This is a genomic window from Enterobacter cloacae complex sp. HYC042_NIDB (genome assembly GCF_056673315.1).
On the sequence record NZ_CP109650.1, the window covers coordinates 3,931,934 to 3,952,108 of the forward strand.

Genomic DNA, 20,175 nt, shown 5'->3' on the forward strand with positions numbered 1-20,175 from the left:
TTCGGGAAGACAGCTCCCGAACGATACCGCCTCAGGATCTGATAATATCGTCCCGTCTGAGCAGGTCTAATAATTGGCTTACTAAATTTGTTACCAATTGTTGACCTTCCAGGTGAATCTCAGGCGATTCAGGCGCTTCGTAAACCGAGTCAATTCCGGTGAAGTTTCGCAGCTCGCCGGCACGCGCTTTTTTGTACAACCCTTTCGGATCGCGCGCTTCGCAGATCTCCAGCGGCGTATCGACAAACACTTCGATAAAGCGATCCTGACCCACGCGCTCGCGCACCATCTGGCGCTCGGCGCGGTGCGGCGAGATAAACGCCGTCAGCACCACCAGCCCGGCGTCAGCCATCAGGCTGGCGACTTCACCTACCCGGCGAATGTTCTCTTTGCGGTCGTCGTCGCTGAACCCCAAATCGCTGCACAGGCCGTGACGCACGTTGTCGCCATCCAGCAGGTAGGTACTTACTCCCTGCTGATGCAGCGCCTCTTCCAGCGCGCCCGCCACCGTGGATTTACCGGAGCCAGACAGCCCGGTAAACCACAGCACCACCCCACGGTGGCCGTGAAGCTGTTCGCGCTGGGCGACGGTGACCGGATGAGGATGCCAGACGACGTTCTCATCATGGGCGGCCATTACTTGCCTCCCAGCAGATCGCGGGCGCCCCAGTGCGGGAAGTGCTTACGCACCAGCGCGTTCAGCTCCAGCTCGAAGGCGCTGAACTCAGAGGTCACGCTCGCCTGCGCGTTAGGCTCGCGCACCATGCCCGCGCCGACGGTAACGTTGGTCAGGCGGTCAATAAAGATCAGCCCGCCCGTCACCGGGTTCTGCTGATACGGATCCAGCACCAGCGGCTCGTCGAAGGTCAGATCGACCAGGCCAATACCGTTCAGCGGCAGCTCGCTCACGTCACGGTGGGTCAGGTTGTTGATGTCCACCTGGAACTGAATGCCGTCCACGCGGGCGCGGGTTTTCTTGCCCGCAATTTTGATGTCGTAGCTCTGGCCTGCGGTCAGCGGCTGTTCGGCCATCCACACCACGTCCACGGAAGCGCCCTGCACCGCCGCCAGCGTCTCCTGCGCGTCGACCAGCAGGTCACCGCGGCTGATATCAATTTCGTCTTTCAACACCAGCGTGACCGCTTCCCCTGCCCCGGCTTCCTGCAGGTCGCCGTCGAAGGTCACGATACGCGCAATTGCTGACTCCACGCCGGATGGCAACACCTTCACGCGCTGCCCCACCTTCACGGAACCGGAAGCAATAGTGCCGGAGAAGCCGCGGAAATCGAGGTTTGGACGGTTCACGTACTGCACCGGGAAGCGCATTGGCTGAGTGTCGACCACGCGATGAATTTCAACGGTCTCCAGCACTTCCAGCAGCGTCGGGCCGCTGTACCACGGCATGTTCGCGCTCTGGGAGGCGACGTTATCCCCTTCCAGCGCCGAGAGCGGCACAAAGCGAATATCCAGGTTGCCCGGCAGCTGTTCGGCAAAGGTCAGGTAGCTCTGGCGGATCTCCTCGAATTTTTCTTCGCTGAAGTTCACCAGATCCATCTTGTTGACCGCCACCACCAGGTTCTTGATCCCCAGCAAAGTGGAGATAAAGCTGTGGCGACGGGTTTGATCCAGCACGCCTTTACGGGCGTCCATCAGCAGGATCGCCAGATCGCAGGTGGATGCGCCGGTCGCCATATTGCGGGTGTACTGCTCGTGCCCCGGGGTGTCGGCGATAATAAACTTGCGCTTCTCGGTGGAGAAATAGCGATAGGCCACGTCAATAGTGATGCCCTGCTCGCGCTCCGCCTGCAGGCCGTCCACCAGCAGCGCCAGGTCAAGTTTTTCGCCCTGGGTGCCGTGACGCTTGCTGTCGTTATGCAGGGAAGAGAGCTGATCTTCATAAATCTGGCGCGTGTCGTGCAGCAGGCGGCCAATCAGGGTACTTTTCCCGTCATCCACGCTGCCGCAGGTCAGAAAGCGCAGCAGGCTTTTATGTTGTTGGGCGTGCAGATACGCTTCCACGCCGCCTTCGTTGGCAATTTGTTGAGCAATAGTGGTGTTCATGGCGGCTCCTTAGAAATAACCCTGACGTTTCTTCAGCTCCATGGAGCCTGCCTGGTCGCGGTCAATCACGCGCCCCTGTCGCTCGCTGGTGGTGGACACCAGCATCTCTTCGATGATCTCCGGCAGCGTCTGCGCGTTCGATTCCACCGCGCCGGTCAGCGGCCAGCAGCCGAGGGTACGGAAACGGACCATCTGTTTTTTGATCACTTCACCCGGCTGCAGGTCGATACGATCGTCGTCAATCATCATCAGCATGCCGTCGCGCTCCAGCACCGGGCGCTCGGCGGCCAGGTACAGCGGAACAATCTCGATGTTTTCCAGATAGATGTACTGCCAGATATCCAGCTCGGTCCAGTTAGAGAGCGGGAAGACGCGAATGCTTTCGCCCTTGTTGATCTGGCCGTTGTAGTTGTGCCACAGCTCCGGGCGCTGGTTTTTCGGATCCCAGCGATGGAAGCGGTCGCGGAAGGAGTAGATACGCTCTTTGGCGCGGGATTTTTCTTCGTCACGCCGCGCGCCGCCGAAGGCCGCGTCAAAACCGTACTTGTTCAGCGCCTGCTTCAGCCCTTCGGTTTTCATGATGTCGGTATGCTTGGCGCTGCCGTGGACGAACGGGTTAATGCCCATCGCCACCCCTTCCGGATTTTTGTGCACCAGCAGCTCGCAGCCGTAGGCTTTGGCGGTACGGTCGCGGAATTCGTACATTTCGCGGAATTTCCAGCCGGTATCCACGTGCAGCAGCGGGAACGGCAACGTGCCCGGATAAAACGCTTTACGCGCCAGGTGCAGCATGACGCTGGAATCTTTACCGATGGAGTACATCATCACCGGGTTAGAGAACTCGGCGGCCACTTCGCGGATAATATGGATACTTTCCGCTTCGAGCTGCCGCAGGTGAGTAAGTCGTTTTTGGTCCATAACCGTTCCTTAAGCCAAATTTACAACAGAAGAACCAAAGCCTTCTGTATCGGTTGTGTGTTGGAACCAGGCGAGGGTGCTGTGCAGCTGCACCACCTCTCCCACCACGATCAGGGCAGGCATCGGGGCGTCTTTCGCCAGGGTTGCAAGGTCTTGTAATGTGCCGATAGCGACATGCTGATCGACGCGCGTACCGCGAGAAATGACGGCAACGGGCGTCGTCGCCTCGCGACCGTGCTGAATAAGTTGTTCGCTGATGTCCGCAGCCTTCATCGTGCCCATGTATATCGCCAGCGTTTGTCGGCTCTGGGCGAGGTGCGACCAGTCAAACGGCGTGCTGTCGGCTTTGTAGTGCCCGGTCACAAAGGTGACGCTCTGGGCGTAATCGCGATGGGTGAGCGGGATCCCGGCGTAGGCCGTCACCGCAGAGGCCGCCGTGATGCCGGGCACCACCTGGAACGGTACGCCCGCCTCGGCTGCCGCCTGCAGTTCTTCACCGCCGCGACCGAAAATGAACGGGTCGCCCCCTTTCAGGCGGACCACGGTTTTGCCCGCTTTCGCGGCGTCAATCAGCATCTGGTTGGTATCGTGCTGCGGCACGGAGTGTTCCCCCGCCCGTTTGCCGACGCAGATTTGCTCCGCATCGCGACGGATCAGCTCGCGCACACCGTCGGTGACCAGGTGGTCGTAGAACACCACGTCCGCATCCTGCAGCACCTGCAGGCCGCGCAGCGTCAGCAAACCGGCATCGCCCGGCCCGGCTCCCACCAGAATAATTTCCCCGCCCGTACTGCCGGGGTTATCCAGTTCGTCTTCGAGAATTTTCTGCGCCGCCGTCTCATTGCCCGCCAGCATCAGGCTGGCAAAGCGGCCGCGAAATACGCGCTCCCAGAAGCGACGGCGTTCCGTCACGCTGGTCAGGCGGTTTTTTAAATGGTTGCGCCAGTAGCTGGCTTTCTCCGCCATGCGCCCGAGGCTGGTCGGCAGCAGCGCTTCGATCTTTTCCCGCAGCACGCGCGCCAGCACTGGCGCGGTGCCGCCGGAGGAGATCGCCACCAGCAGCGGCGAGCGATCAACGATCGACGGGAAGATAAACGAGCATAAAGGCTGGTCGTCCACCACGTTCACCAGACGGTAACGGGCCTGGGCCGCGTCGGAGACCCGCCGGTTAAGTTCCCGATTTTCAGTCGCCGCAATCACCAGCACCACGCTGTCGATCTGTGACTCGTCGAAATCCGCCTCTTCAACAACCCGCACCTGTGCCCCTGCGCGCTGCAAAAACGCGATTTTGCGATCGGCAATTTCTCCCGTGCCGACAACCAGTACCGGTCGGTCTTTTAAGGCGGCAAAAAGGGGCAGATAGTCCACTGGCAACAACTCTCTAACAACGAGGAATAGAGGGACTATAGGGGGCGGCTTAGATCGAATGAAATTACGAATTGGAATGAGTAGTTACTCAATGGAATAACGCCGTGAAAAAGCAAATACCAAAAAATGCTTAACACGCGAAATTTCGGGCATTTAAGAGCGATTCAAATTGTGTATGGACGATCACAGTTTCATACTATGCACGTTATTATTTTGCTCTGTTTTTAAGGACTCACTATGTTTTCCGCAACGCGCCACCGTATTGCTGCCCTGGCGCTCGGCGTTTGCTTTATCCTTCCGGCTCAGGCAAAAAATCAACCTTATGGTGAAATCGCCACTATGCAGGCGCGACATATTGCGACGGTTTTCCCTGGCCGCATGACCGGTTCACCCGCGGAGATGCTCTCCGCCGACTATATTCGCCAGCAGTTTGCACAGATGGGCTACCAGAGTGACATACGCTCGTTTCACAGCCGCTACATCTATACCTCACGCAATAAAACGCAAAACTGGCATAACGTGACCGGCAGCACGGTGATTGCGGCGCATGAGGGGAAAGCGGCTGAGCAGATTATTATCATGGCGCACCTGGATACCTATGCGCCAATGAGCGACGCCGATATTGATAATAACCTCGGGGGACTGACGCTGCAGGGCATGGACGATAACGCAGCGGGTCTCGGTGTGATGCTTGAACTGGCTGAACGCCTTAAAAATATTCCGACGAAATACGGTATTCGCTTTGTGGCGACCAGCGGCGAAGAAGAAGGAAAACTCGGCGCTGAGAATCTCCTTAAACGGATGAGCGCTGAGGAGAAGAAAAATACGCTGCTGGTGATTAACCTCGATAACCTGATCGTGGGCGATAAGCTCTATTTTAATAGTGGACAGAGCACGCCGAGCAGCGTGCGTAAACTCACCCGCGACCGCGCGCTGGCGCTTGCCCGTACGCATGGCGTCTATGCCGCAACAAACCCAGGCGGTAACCCAGATTATCCAAAAGGCACTGGCTGTTGTAACGACGGAGAAGTGTTTGATAAGGCAGGCATTCCGGTGTTGTACGTCGAGGCGACGAACTGGGCGCTGGGCAAAAAGGATGGCTATCAGCAGCGCGCTAAATCGAAAGCGTTCCCGGACGGGACCAGCTGGCATGATGTGCGGCTGGATAATCAGCAGCACATTGATAAAACGCTGCCGCAGCGGATTGAGCACCGCAGCCGGGATGTCGTGAAAGTGATGCTGCCGCTGGTGAAGGAGCTGGCGAAAGCGGGCAAAGCCTGATGTCGTTAAGCCCGGTAAGCGCAGCGCCACCGGGCGAAAAAACATTACCCTTCGTGCAGCCCGCACTCGCGCTTCAGCCCGAAGAATCGCGTCTCTTCTTCCGCCATTCCCGGCTCCCATTTGCGCGTGGTGTGGGTGTCGCCCACGGACAGGTAGCCCTGGTCCCACAGCGGATGGTACTTGAGCCCGTGTTTTTGCAGGTACTGATACACCGTGCGGTTATCCCAGTCGATAATCGGCAGCACTTTGAACACGCCGCGCTGTACCGCCAGTACCGGTAAGGTTGCGCGGCTCCCGGACTGCTCGCGGCGCAGGCCGGCAAACCACGTTTGGGCGTTCAGCTCTTTCAGCGCCCGGTTCATCGGCTCAACTTTGTTGATCTCATTGTATTTCTCAATGCCCTCAACGCCCTGCTCCCACAGCTTGCCGTAGCGCGCCTCCTGCCAGGCCGCGCTTTCCGTTGCGCGGTAGACTTTGAGGTTCAGCCTGAGCTTGTCCGTCAGCTCGTCGATAAACTGGTAGGTTTCCGGGAACAGGTAGCCGGTATCGGTGAGGATCACCGGTATGTCCGGACGGATCTGATTCACCAGATGCAGGCTCACAGCCGCCTGAATACCAAAGCTCGACGAGAGCACATACTCTCCCGGCAGGTTTTCCAGCGCCCACGCCACGCGCCCTTCGGCGTCCAGCTTTTCAAGGTGAGCGTTAGTTTCTGCCAGGGCCAGAATGCGTTCGACTTTTGGCAGGTCATTAAGGGCGTTTAGATCGAGTACGGACATAATTACCTCTCGTGGTTACTCCCAGAAATCCCTGGCGGGATCGAGCACCGGGCGAATGATGCCCGCACGCACCGTAAAGTCGCCGAAGCCTTCACCCGCTTCGCGCTCTTTCGCCCAGCGCCCGACAAGCTCGTCGATGGAATCAAGAATTTCCGGCTCGGTGATGTTCTCGCGGAACATACGTGGAATACGCGTGCCGATACGGTTACCGCCCAGGTGCAGGTTATAACGACCCGGCGCTTTCCCCACCAGCCCCAGCTCGGCCAGCATCGCACGACCGCAGCCGTTCGGGCAGCCCGTCACGCGCATAACAATATGCTCGTCCGGAATACCGTGTTTTTCCAGAATCGCTTCCACTTTGTCAGTAAATGACGGCAGGAAACGCTCGGCTTCGGCCATCGCCAGCGGACAGGTCGGGAACGACACGCAGGCCATGGAGTTTTCACGCTGTGGCTTCACCGCATTCATCAACCCGTGCTCGCGCGCCAGCTCCTCAATTTTCGCCTTTTCGCTTTCCGGCACGCTGGCGACGATCAGGTTCTGGTTAGCGGTGATACGGAACTCGCCTTTGTGGATCTTCGCGATTTCCAGCAGACCGGTTTTCAGCGGGCGGCCCGGATAATCCAGAATACGGCCATTTTCAATGAACAGCGTCAGGTGCCAGTTATTGTCGATGCCTTTCACCCAGCCGATGCGATCGCCGCGACCGGTGAATTCGTAAGGGCGGATCGGCTCAAATTTGATCCCCGCACGACGCTCCACTTCCTCTTTGAACGTTTCAACGCCCACGCGCTCCAGAGTGTACTTGGTTTTCGCGTTTTTACGGTCGGTACGGTTGCCCCAGTCGCGCTGGGTGGTCACTACCGCTTCCGCCACGGCCAGCGTGTGCTCCAGCGGCAGGAAGCCGAACTCGCTCGCGGTGCGGGCGTAGGTTTTCTTGTTACCGTGCTCAATAGACAGGCCGCCGCCCACCAGCAGGTTAAAGCCAATCAGCTTGCCGTTTTCGGCAATCGCCACGAAGTTCATGTCGTTGGCGTGCAGATCGATGTCGTTCTGCGGCGGGATCACCACCGTGGTTTTGAACTTACGCGGCAGGTAGGTCTGACCGAGGATCGGTTCTTCGTCAGTGGTCGCGACTTTTTCCTGATCGAGCCAGATCTCCGCATAGGCGCGGGTACGCGGCAGCAGGTGCTCGGAAATTTTCTTCGCCCACTCATACGCTTCGGCGTGCAGCTCGGACTCGTACGGGTTCGAGGTGCAGAGCACGTTACGGTTCATGTCGTTGGCGGTCGCCAGCGCGTCCAGACCCACGGAGTGCAGCATCTGGTGCACCGGCTTCACGTTCTTCTTCAGAATCCCGTGGAACTGGAAGGTCTGACGGTTGGTCAGGCGGATGCTGCCATAAATCGTGTTCTCACCCGCAAATTTGTCGATCGCCTGCCACTGTTTGGTGGTGATCACTCCACCCGGCAGGCGGCAGCGCAGCAGCATCGCGTGGCGCGGCTCCAGCTTCTGTTCTGCGCGCTCGGCGCGGATATCGCGGTCGTCCTGCTGATACATGCCGTGGAAACGGATCAGCAGGAAGTTGTCGCCTTTGAAACCGCCGGTCAGGCCGTCATTCAGATCTTCAGCAATGGTGCCGCGCAGATAGTTGCTTTCCAGCTTCATGCGCTCGGCGTCTGTCAGTTTACCTTCGACCACCAGTGGCCCTGGATGTTTTTCGCTCATTAGTAGACATCTCGCTGATAACGGCGCTCAACGCGCAGCTCACTTAAAAATTCATCCGCCGCTTCGGCATCCATACCGCCGAATTCGGCAATCACTTCCAGCAGTGCCTGCTCAACGTCTTTCGCCATGCGATTGGCGTCGCCGCAGACATAAATGTGGGCACCGTCATTGATCCAGCGCCACAGCTCTGCGCCCTGTTCGCGCAGCTTGTCTTGTACGTATACTTTTTCTTTCTGATCGCGGGACCAGGCCAGATCGATGCGGGTCAGTACGCCCTCTTTGACGTAGCGCTGCCACTCAACCTGGTAGAGGAAATCTTCGGTAAAGTGCGGGTTGCCAAAGAACAGCCAGTTTTTACCCGGCGCGTCGTCCGCGGCACGCTGCTGCATAAAGGCGCGGAACGGCGCGATGCCGGTGCCCGGGCCAATCATGATCACTGGGGTCTCCGGGTTCGCCGGCAGGCGGAAGTTGTCGTTGTGCTCGATAAAGACGCGCACCTCGCCCTCTTCTTCCACGCGGTCCGCCAGGAAGCTTGATGCTCCACCCGCGCGGGCGCGGCCTTCGATGTCGTAGCGCACCACGCCGACGGTAACGTGAACTTCGCTTTCCACTTCCGCCTGGGAAGAGGCGATAGAGTACAGGCGTGGGGTCAGCGGACGCAGCAGACCGATCAGCGCATCGGCATCCAGCTGTGCCGGAGAGAAACGCACCATATCGACAATCGGCGTCGTCGCGGCGTAATGCTGCAGCTTCGCTTTGTCGCCCACCAGCGGCAGCAGGGATTCGCTGCGCGTTAGGGTGGCATAATTCTCGACGATATTCGGAGTGTTCACCGTCAGCTCGAAATGCCACTGCAGCGCCTCTGAAAGTGGCTGGGTTTTGCCGTCAACGGTGACGGGCTCGTCACCCTTCAGCCACAGCAGTTCCACCAGCTCTTTCACCAGCGCCGGATCGTTCTGATACCAGACGCCCAGCGCATCGCCAGGCTGATAGCGCAGGCCGGAGTCGCCAAGATCGATTTCAATATGGCGCACGTCTTTTTCCGAGTCGCGGCCCGTAATTTTCTGGTTCACCGACAGGCTCGCCGTCAGCGGCGACTCTTTGGTATACGGGCTGGTGTGGATCTCATTGACGGTGCCCGCAGCGGTCACCGCGGCCTGTGCTGGCGTCTCTTTCGGGACGCGGGCTTTCAATACCTCAACGATGCGCGCACGCCATTCAGCGGCGGCAGTCTGGTATTCCACATCCGCGTCCACGCGGTCCAGCAGGCGCTCCGCGCCCAGCTCCGCCAGCTTGCTGTCGAAATCTTTACCGGACTGGCAGAAGAATTCATAGGAGGTATCGCCCAGGCCAAAGACGGCAAACGCCGTGCCGTTCAGCTTCGGCGCTTTTTTCGAGAACAGGAACTTATGCAGCGCCACCGCTTCTTCAGCGGGTTCACCTTCCCCCTGGGTCGAGGCGACCATCACCAGCAGTTTTTCTGACGCGATTTGTTTGAATTTATAATCCCCGGCGTTGACCAGGTTCACGTTCAGTTTGGCGGCCAGCAGATCATCACGCAGCGCTTCGGCCACGCGGCGGGCGTTGCCCGTCTGCGAGGCGCTAATCAGCGTAATGGCAGGAATTTCCACGGCCGTTGCCGGTGCGCCAGCCACCGCGCCAGGCTGCTGGTTGAGCATTCCCCAGAAATAACCGGAGACCCAGGCAAGCTGAGTGGGAGAAAAATCAGAGGTGGCAGCCTGAAGGCGCGCCAGTTGCTCCGGGTTAAGGGGAAGCAAATTTGAAGGTGGGGCCTGTGTTGTCATGCGTCGTTATGTTCCAGTAGCCAAGCGGACTTTAAGCGAATAAATCCAAACTGAAGATAAGGTTAACGGCGTGGATAATAACAATTAAAGAAGGGATGGAAATAATAAATAACCAAATGGACTAACCTGTTTTAGTTATCGTTCTTAGCGATAAAAACGATTGAATAACCATTTGAAATAAAAGAATAAAAACCAATAATCACCCTGAATACCGGGCGTTCACCGTTCAGAGCCGTTTTAGTTAATGCTAAAAATTGTGCTTTCCGGTACTATGCGGCGGTTTTTTCCGCATTACTGAGAGCGATCATGTCCACCACACTGTTTAAAGATTTCACCTTCGAAGCCGCCCACCACCTTCCGCACGTTCCTGCAGGACATAAATGCGGCCGCCTGCACGGGCATTCGTTTATGGTGCGTCTTGAGATCACCGGTGAAGTTGATCCGCATACCGGTTGGATCATGGACTTTGCCGAGCTAAAGGCCGCGTTTAAGCCGACCTACGATCGTCTGGATCACTACTATCTCAACGATATTCCGGGTCTGGAAAACCCGACCAGCGAAGTGCTGGCAAAATGGATCTGGGATCAGATGAAGCCGCTGGTACCGCTGCTGAGCGCGGTGATGATCAAAGAAACCTGCACGGCAGGCTGCGTGTATCGCGGAGAGTAAAAAAAAGCCCGGCAAAACCGGGCTTTTTTCTAGGCAATATTCAGATACTTGTGCGTCTGCATCGACAGGCGCCAGTTGCGCGCAATGCAGGTTTCAATGCACAGGCGCGTCGCATCCTCTTTCTGGCTGATCGGCTGCAGGGCGATTACCCGCTGCTTCTCATCCGTCAGCGTTGCCAGCAGTTCATCCAGCGCTTCGATATCACGTACGCGTCCTACCGGATGCTTAATTTCATCCGCGCGCTCCAGCGCCTGAGACAGCACGTCATACCCGCCACGCATATTCACTTTTGGCGATACCGTCACCCAGGTGGTGTGCGAGCAGCGCACTTCATGGGTGCCGCTGGTCTCAATCTGGCAGCTGTAGCCGTTCTTTTCGAGCAGCTCGGTCAGCGGCGTCAGATCGTGAATGCAGGGTTCGCCGCCGGTGATGACGACGTGGCGAGCCGTCCAGCCCTGGCGACCAATTATGGCCAGCAGGTCTTCTGCACTGCCCGCGCCCCACTTATCGCTCTCTTTGGTTTTCGCCAGAATGCTAAACAGCGACACTTCCCGATCTGCGAGCTTATCCCACGTATGTTTGGTATCACACCAGGCACAGCCAACCGGGCATCCCTGTAAACGAATAAAGATAGCGGGAACGCCGGTAAAGTAACCCTCGCCTTGCAGGGTCTGGAACATCTCGTTAATCGGGTACTGCATAGTCATCTCAGTAAAGGGGATAAACGATAAGTATCGCAGATCCCCGTCGGATGGTCATGCTCCATCGGTGCTTTGCGCGCTAATCGCCGCCATAAAGCGCGCGGTAATTTGCTGTGGGCGGGTGATCGCCCCGCCGACAACGACCGTATGCGCGCCCAGCGCCAGACTCCGGGCCGCGCGCTCGGGCGTATCCACGTTGCCTTCGGCAACCACGGGGACCGTCACGGCCGCCAGCACCGCTTTCAGGAACGCACAGTCATTCTCCGGAAGCGTATGGCCTGCCGTTTCCGCCGTATAGCCGTACAGCGTGGTACCGACGCAGTCAAAGCCAAGCATCTGCGCCGTCACGGCTTCGTCTACGGTGGAAATATCTGCCATCAGCAGTACCGAGGGGTAACGTGAGCGGATGGCCGTGACCAGTGTTTCCAGGGATTCACCGCCAGGACGTTCCCGCGCCGTCGCATCAAGGGCAATGATTTCCGGAGAGACGGCCATGAGCTCATCCACCTCTTTCATCGTAGCGGTGATAAATACTTCGCTCCCTGGATAGTCCCGTTTGATGATGCCGATAACCGGTAAAGACACCTGCTGTTTAATGGCCTCGATATCTACCACGCTGTTGGCGCGAATGGCGAAGGCTCCACCCTGTGCCGCCGCCAGCGCCATTCGCGACATGATAAACGGGCTGTGCAGCGGTTCGTTTTCCAGCGCCTGACAGGAGACGACCAGTTTTCCCTTCAGGTTATCCAGTACATTTTTCATTACGATAAGATCTCTTCCACTTCGTTTTTGATAATTGTGACGTGCGGGCCATAAATGACCTGTACACCGTTACCGCGCACGATAACGCCTCGCGCGCCGGTGGCTTTGAGCGCCGCGTCATTCACTTTGCTGCCGTCTTTGACCGTCACGCGAAGGCGCGTGGCGCAGCAGTCCACCTCTTCCAGATTGTCTTTTCCGCCCAACCCGGCGATCACCGCCGCAGCGCGCTCGCTTTGCGGCAGGCTGACGTCATCAACCATCGCCTCCTTTTCACGGCCCGGCGTGGCGAAATCAAAGCGGTTAATCAGGTAGCGGAAAGTGAAGTAGTAGAGGAAGAACCACGGCACGCCGACCAGCGGAACGAACATCCAGTTGGTTTTGGCCTCCCCCTGCAAAATGCCAAACAGCACGAAGTCAATAAAACCGCCGGAGAAGGTCTGCCCGATGGTGATGTGCAGCATGTGCGCGAGCATAAACGCCAGCCCGTCAAACAGCGCGTGAATGACGTAGAGCACCGGGGCAATGAACAGGAAGGAGAACTCGATGGGCTCGGTAATTCCCGTCAGGAATGAAGTTAACGCCGCGGAGAGCAGCAGCCCGGCAACGCGCTTTTTGTTCTCCGGTTTCGCCGTGTGGTACATCGCCAGGCAGGCACCAAGCAGGCCAAACATCATCGTGATAAAGCGCCCGGACATGAAGCGTGACGTGCCTTCATAGAAATGCTGCGTGTTCGGGTCGGCGAGCTGAGCGAAGAAGATCCGCTGCGTGCCCTCAACCAGGTGGCCGTTGACGATCTCGCTGCCGCCGAGCGCGGTGGTCCAGAACGGCAGATAGAAGATATGGTGCAGACCAAACGGGCCAAGCATGCGCAAAATAAAGCCGTACAGCAGCGTGCCAAGATAACCGGTGGCATCCACCAGCCCGCCCAGACCAAAAATAAGCTTCTGGAAATGCGGCCAGACCACGGTCATGATCGCGCCAACGAGTATCGCCGCCAGCGAGCTGATAATCGGGACAAAGCGCGAGCCGCCAAAAAAGCCCAGGAACTGCGGAAGCGCTATCTTGTTAAACCGATGATGCAGCGCGCAGGTCACGAGACCAATCACCACGCCGCCAAACACCCCGGTTTCCAGCGTCTGAATACCCAGCGTCATGCCCTGCCCTACAGCGCCCGGGTTCTCGTGCGCCAGTTTGCCGGTGAGGATCAGCAGCGCGTTGATGGTGGCATTCATCACCAGAAACGCGAGTAGCGCTGCCAGCCCCGCCGTGCCCTTATCGTTTTTTGCCAGCCCGACGGCCACCCCAACCGCAAACAGCACCGAGAGGTTCGCAAACACAATCGAACCCGCACTGCTCATGATGGTGAAAATGGCCTGCAGCCAGCCCACATCTAAAAACGGATAGGCCGCCAGCGTATTAGGGTTCGATAACGCCCCGCCGATACCGAGCAGCAGACCCGCCGCGGGCAATACGGCGATAGGCAACATAAAGGATTTGCCAAAGCGCTGCGCTTTTTCAAACCATCCACCCGACGAAGCGCCACTGAATATTTGCATCATTTTTTCATCCCCCCATTAAAAGATGAAAATTTTTACCATATAAATATTTTATAGTGAAAATTATCATCACAAACCAGGAGGCCGATCATACTTTTTTAAAATGACTGGCATCTTTCCCCCGCTTTCCGCCACACTAGTCGCAGTGAAACACATTAAGGACGTGGCATGTCGGACCATGAAAACCTGCTGCTGAAGCTCCGCCAGGAGGCTTCCGGGTACAGCCCAACGCAACAAAAACTCGGTGAGTTTGTCCTCAGCGACCCTGCCCGGGTGCTCTACCTGACCATCACCGAACTGGCGCGAGAGAGCCACACCAGCGAGGCCAGCGTGACGCGTCTTTGCCGGACGCTGGGGTGCAAGGGGTATAACGAATTCAAAATGGCGCTGGCGCTGGATATTCAGCAGGGACAGCCCGCGCGTCAGGCGGGGGATGAGATTGACAGCGTGGTGGATGAATCGGTGCAGGCTTTGCAGGATACCGCGAGACTCCTCGACCGCGCGCTGCTTGAAAAAGCCGCACTGGCGCTGCATCAGGCGCAGTCCGTGCAGATTTATGGCGTCGCGGCCAGCGCGATCCTCGGGGAGTATCTCCATTACAAGTTATTAAGGCTGGGTAAATCCGCACAGCTTTTTAGCGATATGCACCGCGCAGCCATGAATGCGACCACGCTTTCGGCAGAGACGCTGGTGGTGGCGATCTCCAGCTCCGGTTCAACGCGAGATTTACTTCACGTGGTGAAACTTGCCCGCAAGCGCGGGGTGAAGGTTCTGGCGCTCAGCAACACGCCCCGCAGCCCGCTGGCGTCTCTTAGCGATATGCTGCTGGTGGCCGCCAAGCCAGAAGGCCCTCTTAGCGCGGGCGCGCTCAATGCCAAAGTTGGGGTGATGCTGCTGGTCGAATTACTTACGACATCCATGATTGCGCTGGATGGTCATTACGCTGACGTCAGCCAGCAAACGGCCAGCGCCACGCTTCCTCTTCTGCTCTGAAAACCCTTCGCAGGCTAAATATAATAGCCTGCGTTTTATTTTTCTCAATTTTACTTAAGCAGGGCTCAATTCATTTATATGATAAATGTTTGGTGTAACAAATTATTTTGTTTATTACAGTTTGAATTATTTACCTCGCGCCACCCCAGAGACAAAAACAGATTAAAATCATTAAGTTAAAATAAAAACATGAATAAATTGAATTTTTCCGCTTTCTGCAATGTCCAATATTTTCACCTGATTTCCTTTCCTTAAAATAAGCTTAAGACGCTGTCGGTCCCGGCGTTTTATTATTTAAACGCCGTTTACTTTTGCGCGCCTACAATCCGCCTCATCAATCATAATGAGACGGTAATAATGAAGATGTTATTAATTACAGGCGTGACCGGGTTTCTGGGCGGTGCAGTACTTGAAAAAATCCTGACCAGCGATCAATCCGTAAAACTCCTTTTGCTTGCCCGTGCCGGCGATCCGCAAAGCGGGCTGGCGCGCGTGCAGGAGAACATGCGTAAGTTCAACATTTCTGAGGAGAAACTGGCCTCCCTGAGCGTGGATAATATCCTCATCGGCGACCTCAGCCAGCCGGAAGGCTTTCTGAACGATCCCCGTCTGGACCAGGTTACGCATGTCGTTAACTGCGCGGCAGTTGCGTCTTTTGGCAATAACCCGCTGATCTGGAAGGTGAACGTAGAGGGTACGCTAGCGCTGGCGCGCCGCATGGAGCAGGTCGCAGGGCTGCAGCGTTTCCTGCATGTAGGCACCGCAATGTCATGCACGCCGGAGCAGGATTCGCTGGTCGCCGAAAGTGCGGAATTCAGAGAAAACGCTGAGCACCTGGTGGAATATACGTATTCGAAGTCAACCATCGAACAGCTGATGCGCCAGGAATGTCCTAACCTGCCGCTGCTCATCGCCCGTCCGTCCATCGTCGTCGGCCATACCCGCCACGGCTGCACGCCGTCGAGCAGTATCTTTTGGGTCTTCAGCATGGGCCTGATGCTGCAGAAGTTTATGTGCTCGATGGAAGACCGGATCGACGTTGTCCCGGTAGATTATTGCGCCGACGCAATGTTAATGCTGCTGAGCAGCAACGCGCGTCCGGGGGAAGTGGTACACATTTCTGCCGGGGAAGAGAACAGCGTTCGCTTTGCGGATATCGATCGGGCAATGGCGCAGGCGCTGGAGAAAGCGCCCGTTGGCGATAAGTACGCGCAGGTCAGCTACGAAACGCTGGTCAAAATGCGCCGTGAACTGAAAACCATTTTTGGTCCGTGCAACGAACGTCTGATGCTGAGAGCGATGCGCTTATACGGTGCCTTTGCCACGCTGAACGTGCGCTTCAGCAACGATAAGCTGCTCAGCATGGGGATGCCGAAGCCACCTCGTTTTACGGATTATATCGCCCGCTGCGTGCAAACCACCCGGGGACTAACCATTCCCGAGCAGATGGCGGTCGATTTTAAATAACCAAAAAAAATGCCAGTCATTCGACTGGCATTTTCATGTTAAGGCTTAAGCAATTATGCCTGGCCTTTGATCTCTTTACGACCGTTGTAAGGTGCTTTTTCACCCAGTGCTTCTTCGATACGAATCAGCTGGTTGTATTTAGCAACACGGTCAGAACGGCTCATAGAACCGGTTTTGATCTGGCCAGCAGCGGTACCAACAGCCAGGTCGGCAATGGTCGCGTCTTCAGTTTCGCCAGAACGGTGAGAGATAACAGCGGTGTAGCCAGCGTCTTTCGCCATTTTGATCGCAGCCAGCGTTTCGGTCAGAGAACCGATCTGGTTGAATTTGATCAGGATGGAGTTAACGATGCCTTTCTCGATGCCTTCTTTCAGGATCTTAGTGTTGGTTACGAACAGATCGTCACCAACCAGCTGGATTTTGTCGCCCAGTACTTTGGTCTGGTATGCGAAACCATCCCAGTCAGACTCGTCCAGACCGTCTTCGATAGAAACGATTGGGTACTGTTTGGTCAGGTCTTCCAGGAAGTGAGTGAACTCTTCGGAGGTGAACGCTTTGTTGCCTTCGCCAGCCAGAACGTATTTACCGTCTTTGTAGAATTCAGATGCTGCACAGTCCATCGCCAGGGTGATGTCTTTGCCCAGCTCGTAGCCTGCTGCTTTAACCGCTTCAGCGATAACAGCCAGTGCTTCTGCGTTAGAACCCAGGTTTGGCGCGTAGCCACCTTCGTCACCAACAGCAGTGTTCATACCTTTAGCTTTCAGAACTTTAGCCAGGTTGTGGAACACTTCAGAACCCATACGAACCGCTTCTTTCAGGGTTTTCGCGCCAACTGGCTGAATCATGAATTCCTGAATATCAACGTTGTTGTCTGCGTGCTCACCACCGTTGATGATGTTCATCATTGGTACAGGCATAGAGTATTTGCCTGGGGTGCCGTTCAGTTCAGCGATGTGCTCGAACAGTGGCATACCTTTAGCAGCGGCTGCTGCTTTGGCGTTCGCCAGGGAAACGGCCAGGATTGCGTTCGCACCGAAGTTAGATTTGTTTTCAGTACCGTCCAGATCGATCATGATCTTGTCGATGCCAGCCTGATCTTTGGCATCTTTGCCAACGATAGCCTGAGCAATAGGACCGTTAACAGCGCCAACCGCTTTCAGTACGCCTTTGCCCATGAAACGGGATTTGTCGCCATCACGCAGTTCCAGCGCTTCACGGGAACCCGTAGAAGCACCTGATGGAGCAGCTGCCATACCGACGAAACCACCTTCCAGATGAACTTCGGCTTCAACGGTCGGGTTACCACGGGAGTCGATGATTTCACGACCGATGACTTTAACGATTTTGGACATTAGATTTTCCTCAGTACAAGTTAAACTAAAACTCCAGACAAACAACGCGTACCGTTGGTACGCGTTGCCGTTCTAACTTTTTTACTTCGCCTGACGCTTCTGGTACTCGCTGGCGGCTTTCACGAAGCCTGCAAACAGCGGATGTCCATCACGCGGCGTTGAAGTAAATTCCGGGTGGAACTGGCAGGCAACAAACCACGGATGGTTTGGCACCTCGATGATCTCGACTAACTGATCGTCCCCGGAGCGACCCGCGACACGCAGGCCCGCGGCTTCAATTTGTTTCAACAACATATTGTTGACTTCATAGCGGTGACGATGGCGCTCGGTGATGACCGGCTCGCCGTACAGCTTGCGAACCACGCTATCGTCGGACAGCTGGCAGGCCTGCGCGCCAAGACGCATAGTGCCACCCAGATCGCTCTTCTCGGTACGGACTTCGACGTTACCGTCTTCGTCGCGCCATTCCGTAATCAGCGCCACGACAGGGTACTTACAGTCTGGCACAAATTCCGTAGAGTTCGCGTTTTCCATTCCCGCTACGTTGCGCGCAAATTCGATCAGCGCAACCTGCATACCCAGGCAGATGCCGAGGTATGGAATATTGTTTTCACGCGCATAGCGTGCAGTGGCGATCTTGCCTTCAACACCACGGTAGCCGAAGCCGCCAGGGATGAGGATAGCATCCAGATCTTTCAGAATTTCAACGCCACGTGTTTCAACATCCTGCGAATCAATCAGCTTGATGTTCACGGAGACGCGGTTCTTCAGACCACCGTGCTTCAGCGCTTCGATAACGGACTTATAGGCGTCCGGCAGTTCGATGTACTTGCCGACCATACCGATAGTCACTTCGCCTGCCGGGTTCGCTTCTTCATAAATAACCTGTTCCCATTCAGACAGGTTAGCTTCCGGACAGTTCAAGCTGAATCGTTTACAAATATAATCGTCCAGACCCTGTGATTTCAACAGGCCCGGGATTTTATAAATGGAATCGACGTCTTTCATTGAAATAACGGCTTTTTCAGGCACGTTACAGAACAATGCAATTTTCGCACGTTCGTTCGCTGGAATGGCACGATCGGAACGGCAAACCAGGATGTCAGGCTGAATCCCGATAGAGAGCAGTTCTTTAACGGAGTGCTGAGTCGGTTTGGTTTTCACTTCACCTGCAGCCGCCATGTAAGGCACCAGCGTCAGGTGCATGAACAGCGCGTGTTCACGACCAATGTCTACCGCCAGCTGACGAATCGCTTCGAGGAACGGCAAGGATTCGATATCACCCACGGTACCGCCGATTTCAACCAGCACAACGTCATGCCCTTCGCCACCGGCAAGAACACGCTCTTTGATGGCGTTAGTGATGTGTGGGATAACCTGCACGGTCGCGCCCAGGTAGTCACCGCGGCGCTCTTTACGCAGAACGTCAGAGTAGATGCGGCCAGTCGTAAAGTTGTTACGACGGGTCATTTTGGTACGAATGAAACGCTCGTAGTGGCCAAGATCCAGATCGGTTTCAGCGCCGTCTTCAGTAACGAACACTTCCCCGTGTTGGGTTGGGCTCATGGTGCCAGGATCGACGTTGATATACGGATCCAGTTTCATCATGGTCACATTGAGGCCACGGGCTTCAAGAATGGCTGCGAGGGAGGCTGCGGCAATGCCTTTACCCAGAGAGGATACGACCCCGCCGGTCACAAAAATATAGTTCGTTGTCATGCTGAACCTGAGAAGTTAGGGTGAAACGATGGAATAACCAGGACGGGAAAGTAGTATACCCGAACACGGCGAGCGCCACAAACTTTCATTCTCCGTCTCCATTCCAGGCCATGACAAACATAAGGAGTGAGAAAATAGCCCCTTTTGGGTAAATGTTTTTGACGCAAATCAAGCGCTTGTCATTTAAAAAATCACACAAATTGCGCTTGATCGCAAAATTCCGTTAGAGATCAGATTCCTGGCGTTTTACTTCCTGCCAGACTTCTTCCATCGCGTCGAGGTCAATTCCGGTCATTTCCAGGCCGCGCGAGGCCACAATCCGCTCGACTTCACGAAAGCGTCGTTCGAATTTCAGGTTGGCTTTTTGCAGCGCGGTTTCCGCTTTTACCCCTAGATGGCGAGAAAGATTAACGGTGGCGAACAGCAGGTCGCCCATCTCTTCCTCCAGCTTTGCTTCATCGACCACCGCCTGCTGCGCTTCGTGCATCACTTCGTCGATCTCTTCATGCACTTTATCCAGCACGGGTCCCAGGGAATCCCAGTCAAATCCTACCGCCGAGCAGCGCTTTTGAATTTTGTGGGCACGCATCAGCGCGGGCAGGCTCAGCGGGATGTCGTCCAGCGCAGAGTGTTGGGACTTTTCAGCGCGCTCGGCGCTTTTAATCTGCTCCCAGCGGGCCAGCACCTCTGCGCTGTTTCCTGCGGTGGCATCGCCAAAGATATGCGGATGGCGGCGCTCCAGCTTGTCGCTGATAGCGGCACAGATATCGTCAAAGTTAAAGCGCCCTTCCTCCTGCGCCATCTGGGCGTAGAACACTACCTGGAACAGCAGGTCGCCGAGTTCACCGCGCAGGTCATCGAAATCCTCGCGTGAAATGGCGTCCAGCACCTCATAGGTCTCTTCGAGGGTATAAGGTGCGATGGTCGCGAAAGTCTGCTCCTTGTCCCACGGGCAGCCGTTTTCCGGGTCGCGCAGGCGTTTCATGATGCCGAGCAGGCGGTCGATTTGAGTCATA

Annotated in this window: 17 protein-coding genes; 4 read left to right on the forward strand and 13 right to left on the reverse strand. The window is 56.2% G+C overall.

Features of this window, described 5'->3' with window-relative positions; genetic code table 11:
* Positions 1–31: 31 nt before the first annotated feature.
* Genes cysC through cysG form a run of 4 tightly spaced genes read right to left on the reverse strand, consistent with a single transcriptional unit; the run spans position 32 to position 4,338 of the window.
* Positions 32–637, reverse strand: a complete 606-nt coding sequence (gene cysC / locus OKF39_RS18820; protein WP_028014242.1) for an adenylyl-sulfate kinase — start codon at positions 635–637, stop codon at positions 32–34.
* A complete protein-coding gene (cysN, locus tag OKF39_RS18825; protein WP_479983253.1) occupies positions 637–2,061 on the reverse strand; it encodes a sulfate adenylyltransferase subunit CysN in 1,425 nt (474 codons plus the stop codon). Before cysN ends, cysC begins: the two co-directional genes overlap by 1 nt.
* A gap of 9 nt (positions 2,062–2,070) precedes the next feature.
* Positions 2,071–2,979: a sulfate adenylyltransferase subunit CysD gene (cysD, locus tag OKF39_RS18830; RefSeq protein WP_008499613.1), complete on the reverse strand. Its 909-nt coding sequence runs from the start codon at positions 2,977–2,979 to the stop codon at positions 2,071–2,073.
* A 9-nt stretch (positions 2,980–2,988) separates the two neighbouring features.
* A complete protein-coding gene (cysG, locus tag OKF39_RS18835) occupies positions 2,989–4,338 on the reverse strand; it encodes a siroheme synthase CysG (protein ID WP_479983819.1) in 1,350 nt (449 codons plus the stop codon).
* 246 nt (positions 4,339–4,584) lie between these two features.
* Here cysG and OKF39_RS18840 point away from each other — a divergent pair, with 246 nt between their 5' ends.
* Entirely contained in the window at positions 4,585–5,628 is a 1,044-nt protein-coding gene (locus OKF39_RS18840; protein ID WP_028014245.1) for an aminopeptidase, read from the forward strand.
* A 44-nt stretch (positions 5,629–5,672) separates the two neighbouring features.
* Here the strand turns inward: OKF39_RS18840 and cysH are convergent, their stop codons facing one another.
* The 3 genes from cysH to cysJ are packed head-to-tail and all read right to left on the reverse strand — an operon-like array spanning position 5,673 to position 9,940.
* Positions 5,673–6,407, reverse strand: a complete 735-nt coding sequence (gene cysH, locus OKF39_RS18845) for a phosphoadenosine phosphosulfate reductase (RefSeq protein ID WP_008499616.1) — start codon at positions 6,405–6,407, stop codon at positions 5,673–5,675.
* 15 nt (positions 6,408–6,422) lie between these two features.
* Positions 6,423–8,135 (reverse strand): assimilatory sulfite reductase (NADPH) hemoprotein subunit, encoded by a 1,713-nt coding sequence (gene cysI / locus OKF39_RS18850; protein WP_045261277.1) that lies wholly within the window; start codon positions 8,133–8,135, stop codon positions 6,423–6,425.
* Positions 8,135–9,940, reverse strand: a complete 1,806-nt coding sequence (gene cysJ, locus OKF39_RS18855) for an NADPH-dependent assimilatory sulfite reductase flavoprotein subunit (protein WP_041908421.1) — start codon at positions 9,938–9,940, stop codon at positions 8,135–8,137. The genes cysI and cysJ overlap by 1 nt, the downstream gene beginning before the upstream one ends.
* Before the next feature lie 306 nt (positions 9,941–10,246).
* On the opposite strand from cysJ, the gene queD reads away from it, so the two are divergent.
* Complete coding sequence (gene queD, locus OKF39_RS18860; RefSeq protein ID WP_003862700.1) at positions 10,247–10,609, forward strand: 6-carboxytetrahydropterin synthase QueD; 363 nt, start codon at positions 10,247–10,249, stop codon at positions 10,607–10,609.
* A 29-nt stretch (positions 10,610–10,638) separates the two neighbouring features.
* On the opposite strand, the gene queE is transcribed toward queD, so the two are convergent.
* From queE to OKF39_RS18875, 3 genes are read right to left on the reverse strand one after another with little or no spacing between them, the layout of a single operon-like run.
* Positions 10,639–11,310, reverse strand: a complete 672-nt coding sequence (gene queE, locus OKF39_RS18865) for a 7-carboxy-7-deazaguanine synthase QueE (RefSeq protein ID WP_028014249.1) — start codon at positions 11,308–11,310, stop codon at positions 10,639–10,641.
* Between the two features lie 54 nt (positions 11,311–11,364).
* The gene (locus OKF39_RS18870) at positions 11,365–12,072 is read right to left on the reverse strand and encodes an N-acetylmannosamine-6-phosphate 2-epimerase (RefSeq protein ID WP_479983254.1); all 708 of its coding nucleotides are present in this window, start codon (positions 12,070–12,072) and stop codon (positions 11,365–11,367) included.
* Entirely contained in the window at positions 12,072–13,631 is a 1,560-nt protein-coding gene (locus tag OKF39_RS18875) for a maltose/glucose-specific PTS transporter subunit IIC (protein ID WP_069732761.1), read from the reverse strand. Before OKF39_RS18875 ends, OKF39_RS18870 begins: the two co-directional genes overlap by 1 nt.
* A 165-nt stretch (positions 13,632–13,796) precedes the next feature.
* On the opposite strand from OKF39_RS18875, the gene OKF39_RS18880 reads away from it, so the two are divergent.
* Positions 13,797–14,621: a MurR/RpiR family transcriptional regulator gene (locus OKF39_RS18880; RefSeq protein ID WP_028014252.1), complete on the forward strand. Its 825-nt coding sequence runs from the start codon at positions 13,797–13,799 to the stop codon at positions 14,619–14,621.
* A 357-nt stretch (positions 14,622–14,978) separates the two neighbouring features.
* Positions 14,979–16,088: an SDR family oxidoreductase gene (locus OKF39_RS18885; RefSeq protein ID WP_063155097.1), complete on the forward strand. Its 1,110-nt coding sequence runs from the start codon at positions 14,979–14,981 to the stop codon at positions 16,086–16,088.
* 53 nt (positions 16,089–16,141) lie between these two features.
* Here OKF39_RS18885 and eno read toward each other — a convergent pair whose 3' ends face one another.
* The 3 genes from eno to mazG form a co-directional block, all read right to left on the reverse strand.
* Complete coding sequence (eno, locus tag OKF39_RS18890; RefSeq protein WP_006811784.1) at positions 16,142–17,440, reverse strand: phosphopyruvate hydratase; 1,299 nt, start codon at positions 17,438–17,440, stop codon at positions 16,142–16,144.
* A gap of 81 nt (positions 17,441–17,521) precedes the next feature.
* The gene (gene pyrG / locus OKF39_RS18895) at positions 17,522–19,159 is read right to left on the reverse strand and encodes a glutamine hydrolyzing CTP synthase (RefSeq protein ID WP_028014254.1); all 1,638 of its coding nucleotides are present in this window, start codon (positions 19,157–19,159) and stop codon (positions 17,522–17,524) included.
* 223 nt (positions 19,160–19,382) lie between these two features.
* Positions 19,383–20,174: a nucleoside triphosphate pyrophosphohydrolase gene (gene mazG / locus OKF39_RS18900; RefSeq protein ID WP_045261274.1), complete on the reverse strand. Its 792-nt coding sequence runs from the start codon at positions 20,172–20,174 to the stop codon at positions 19,383–19,385.
* Position 20,175: the final 1 nt, after the last annotated feature.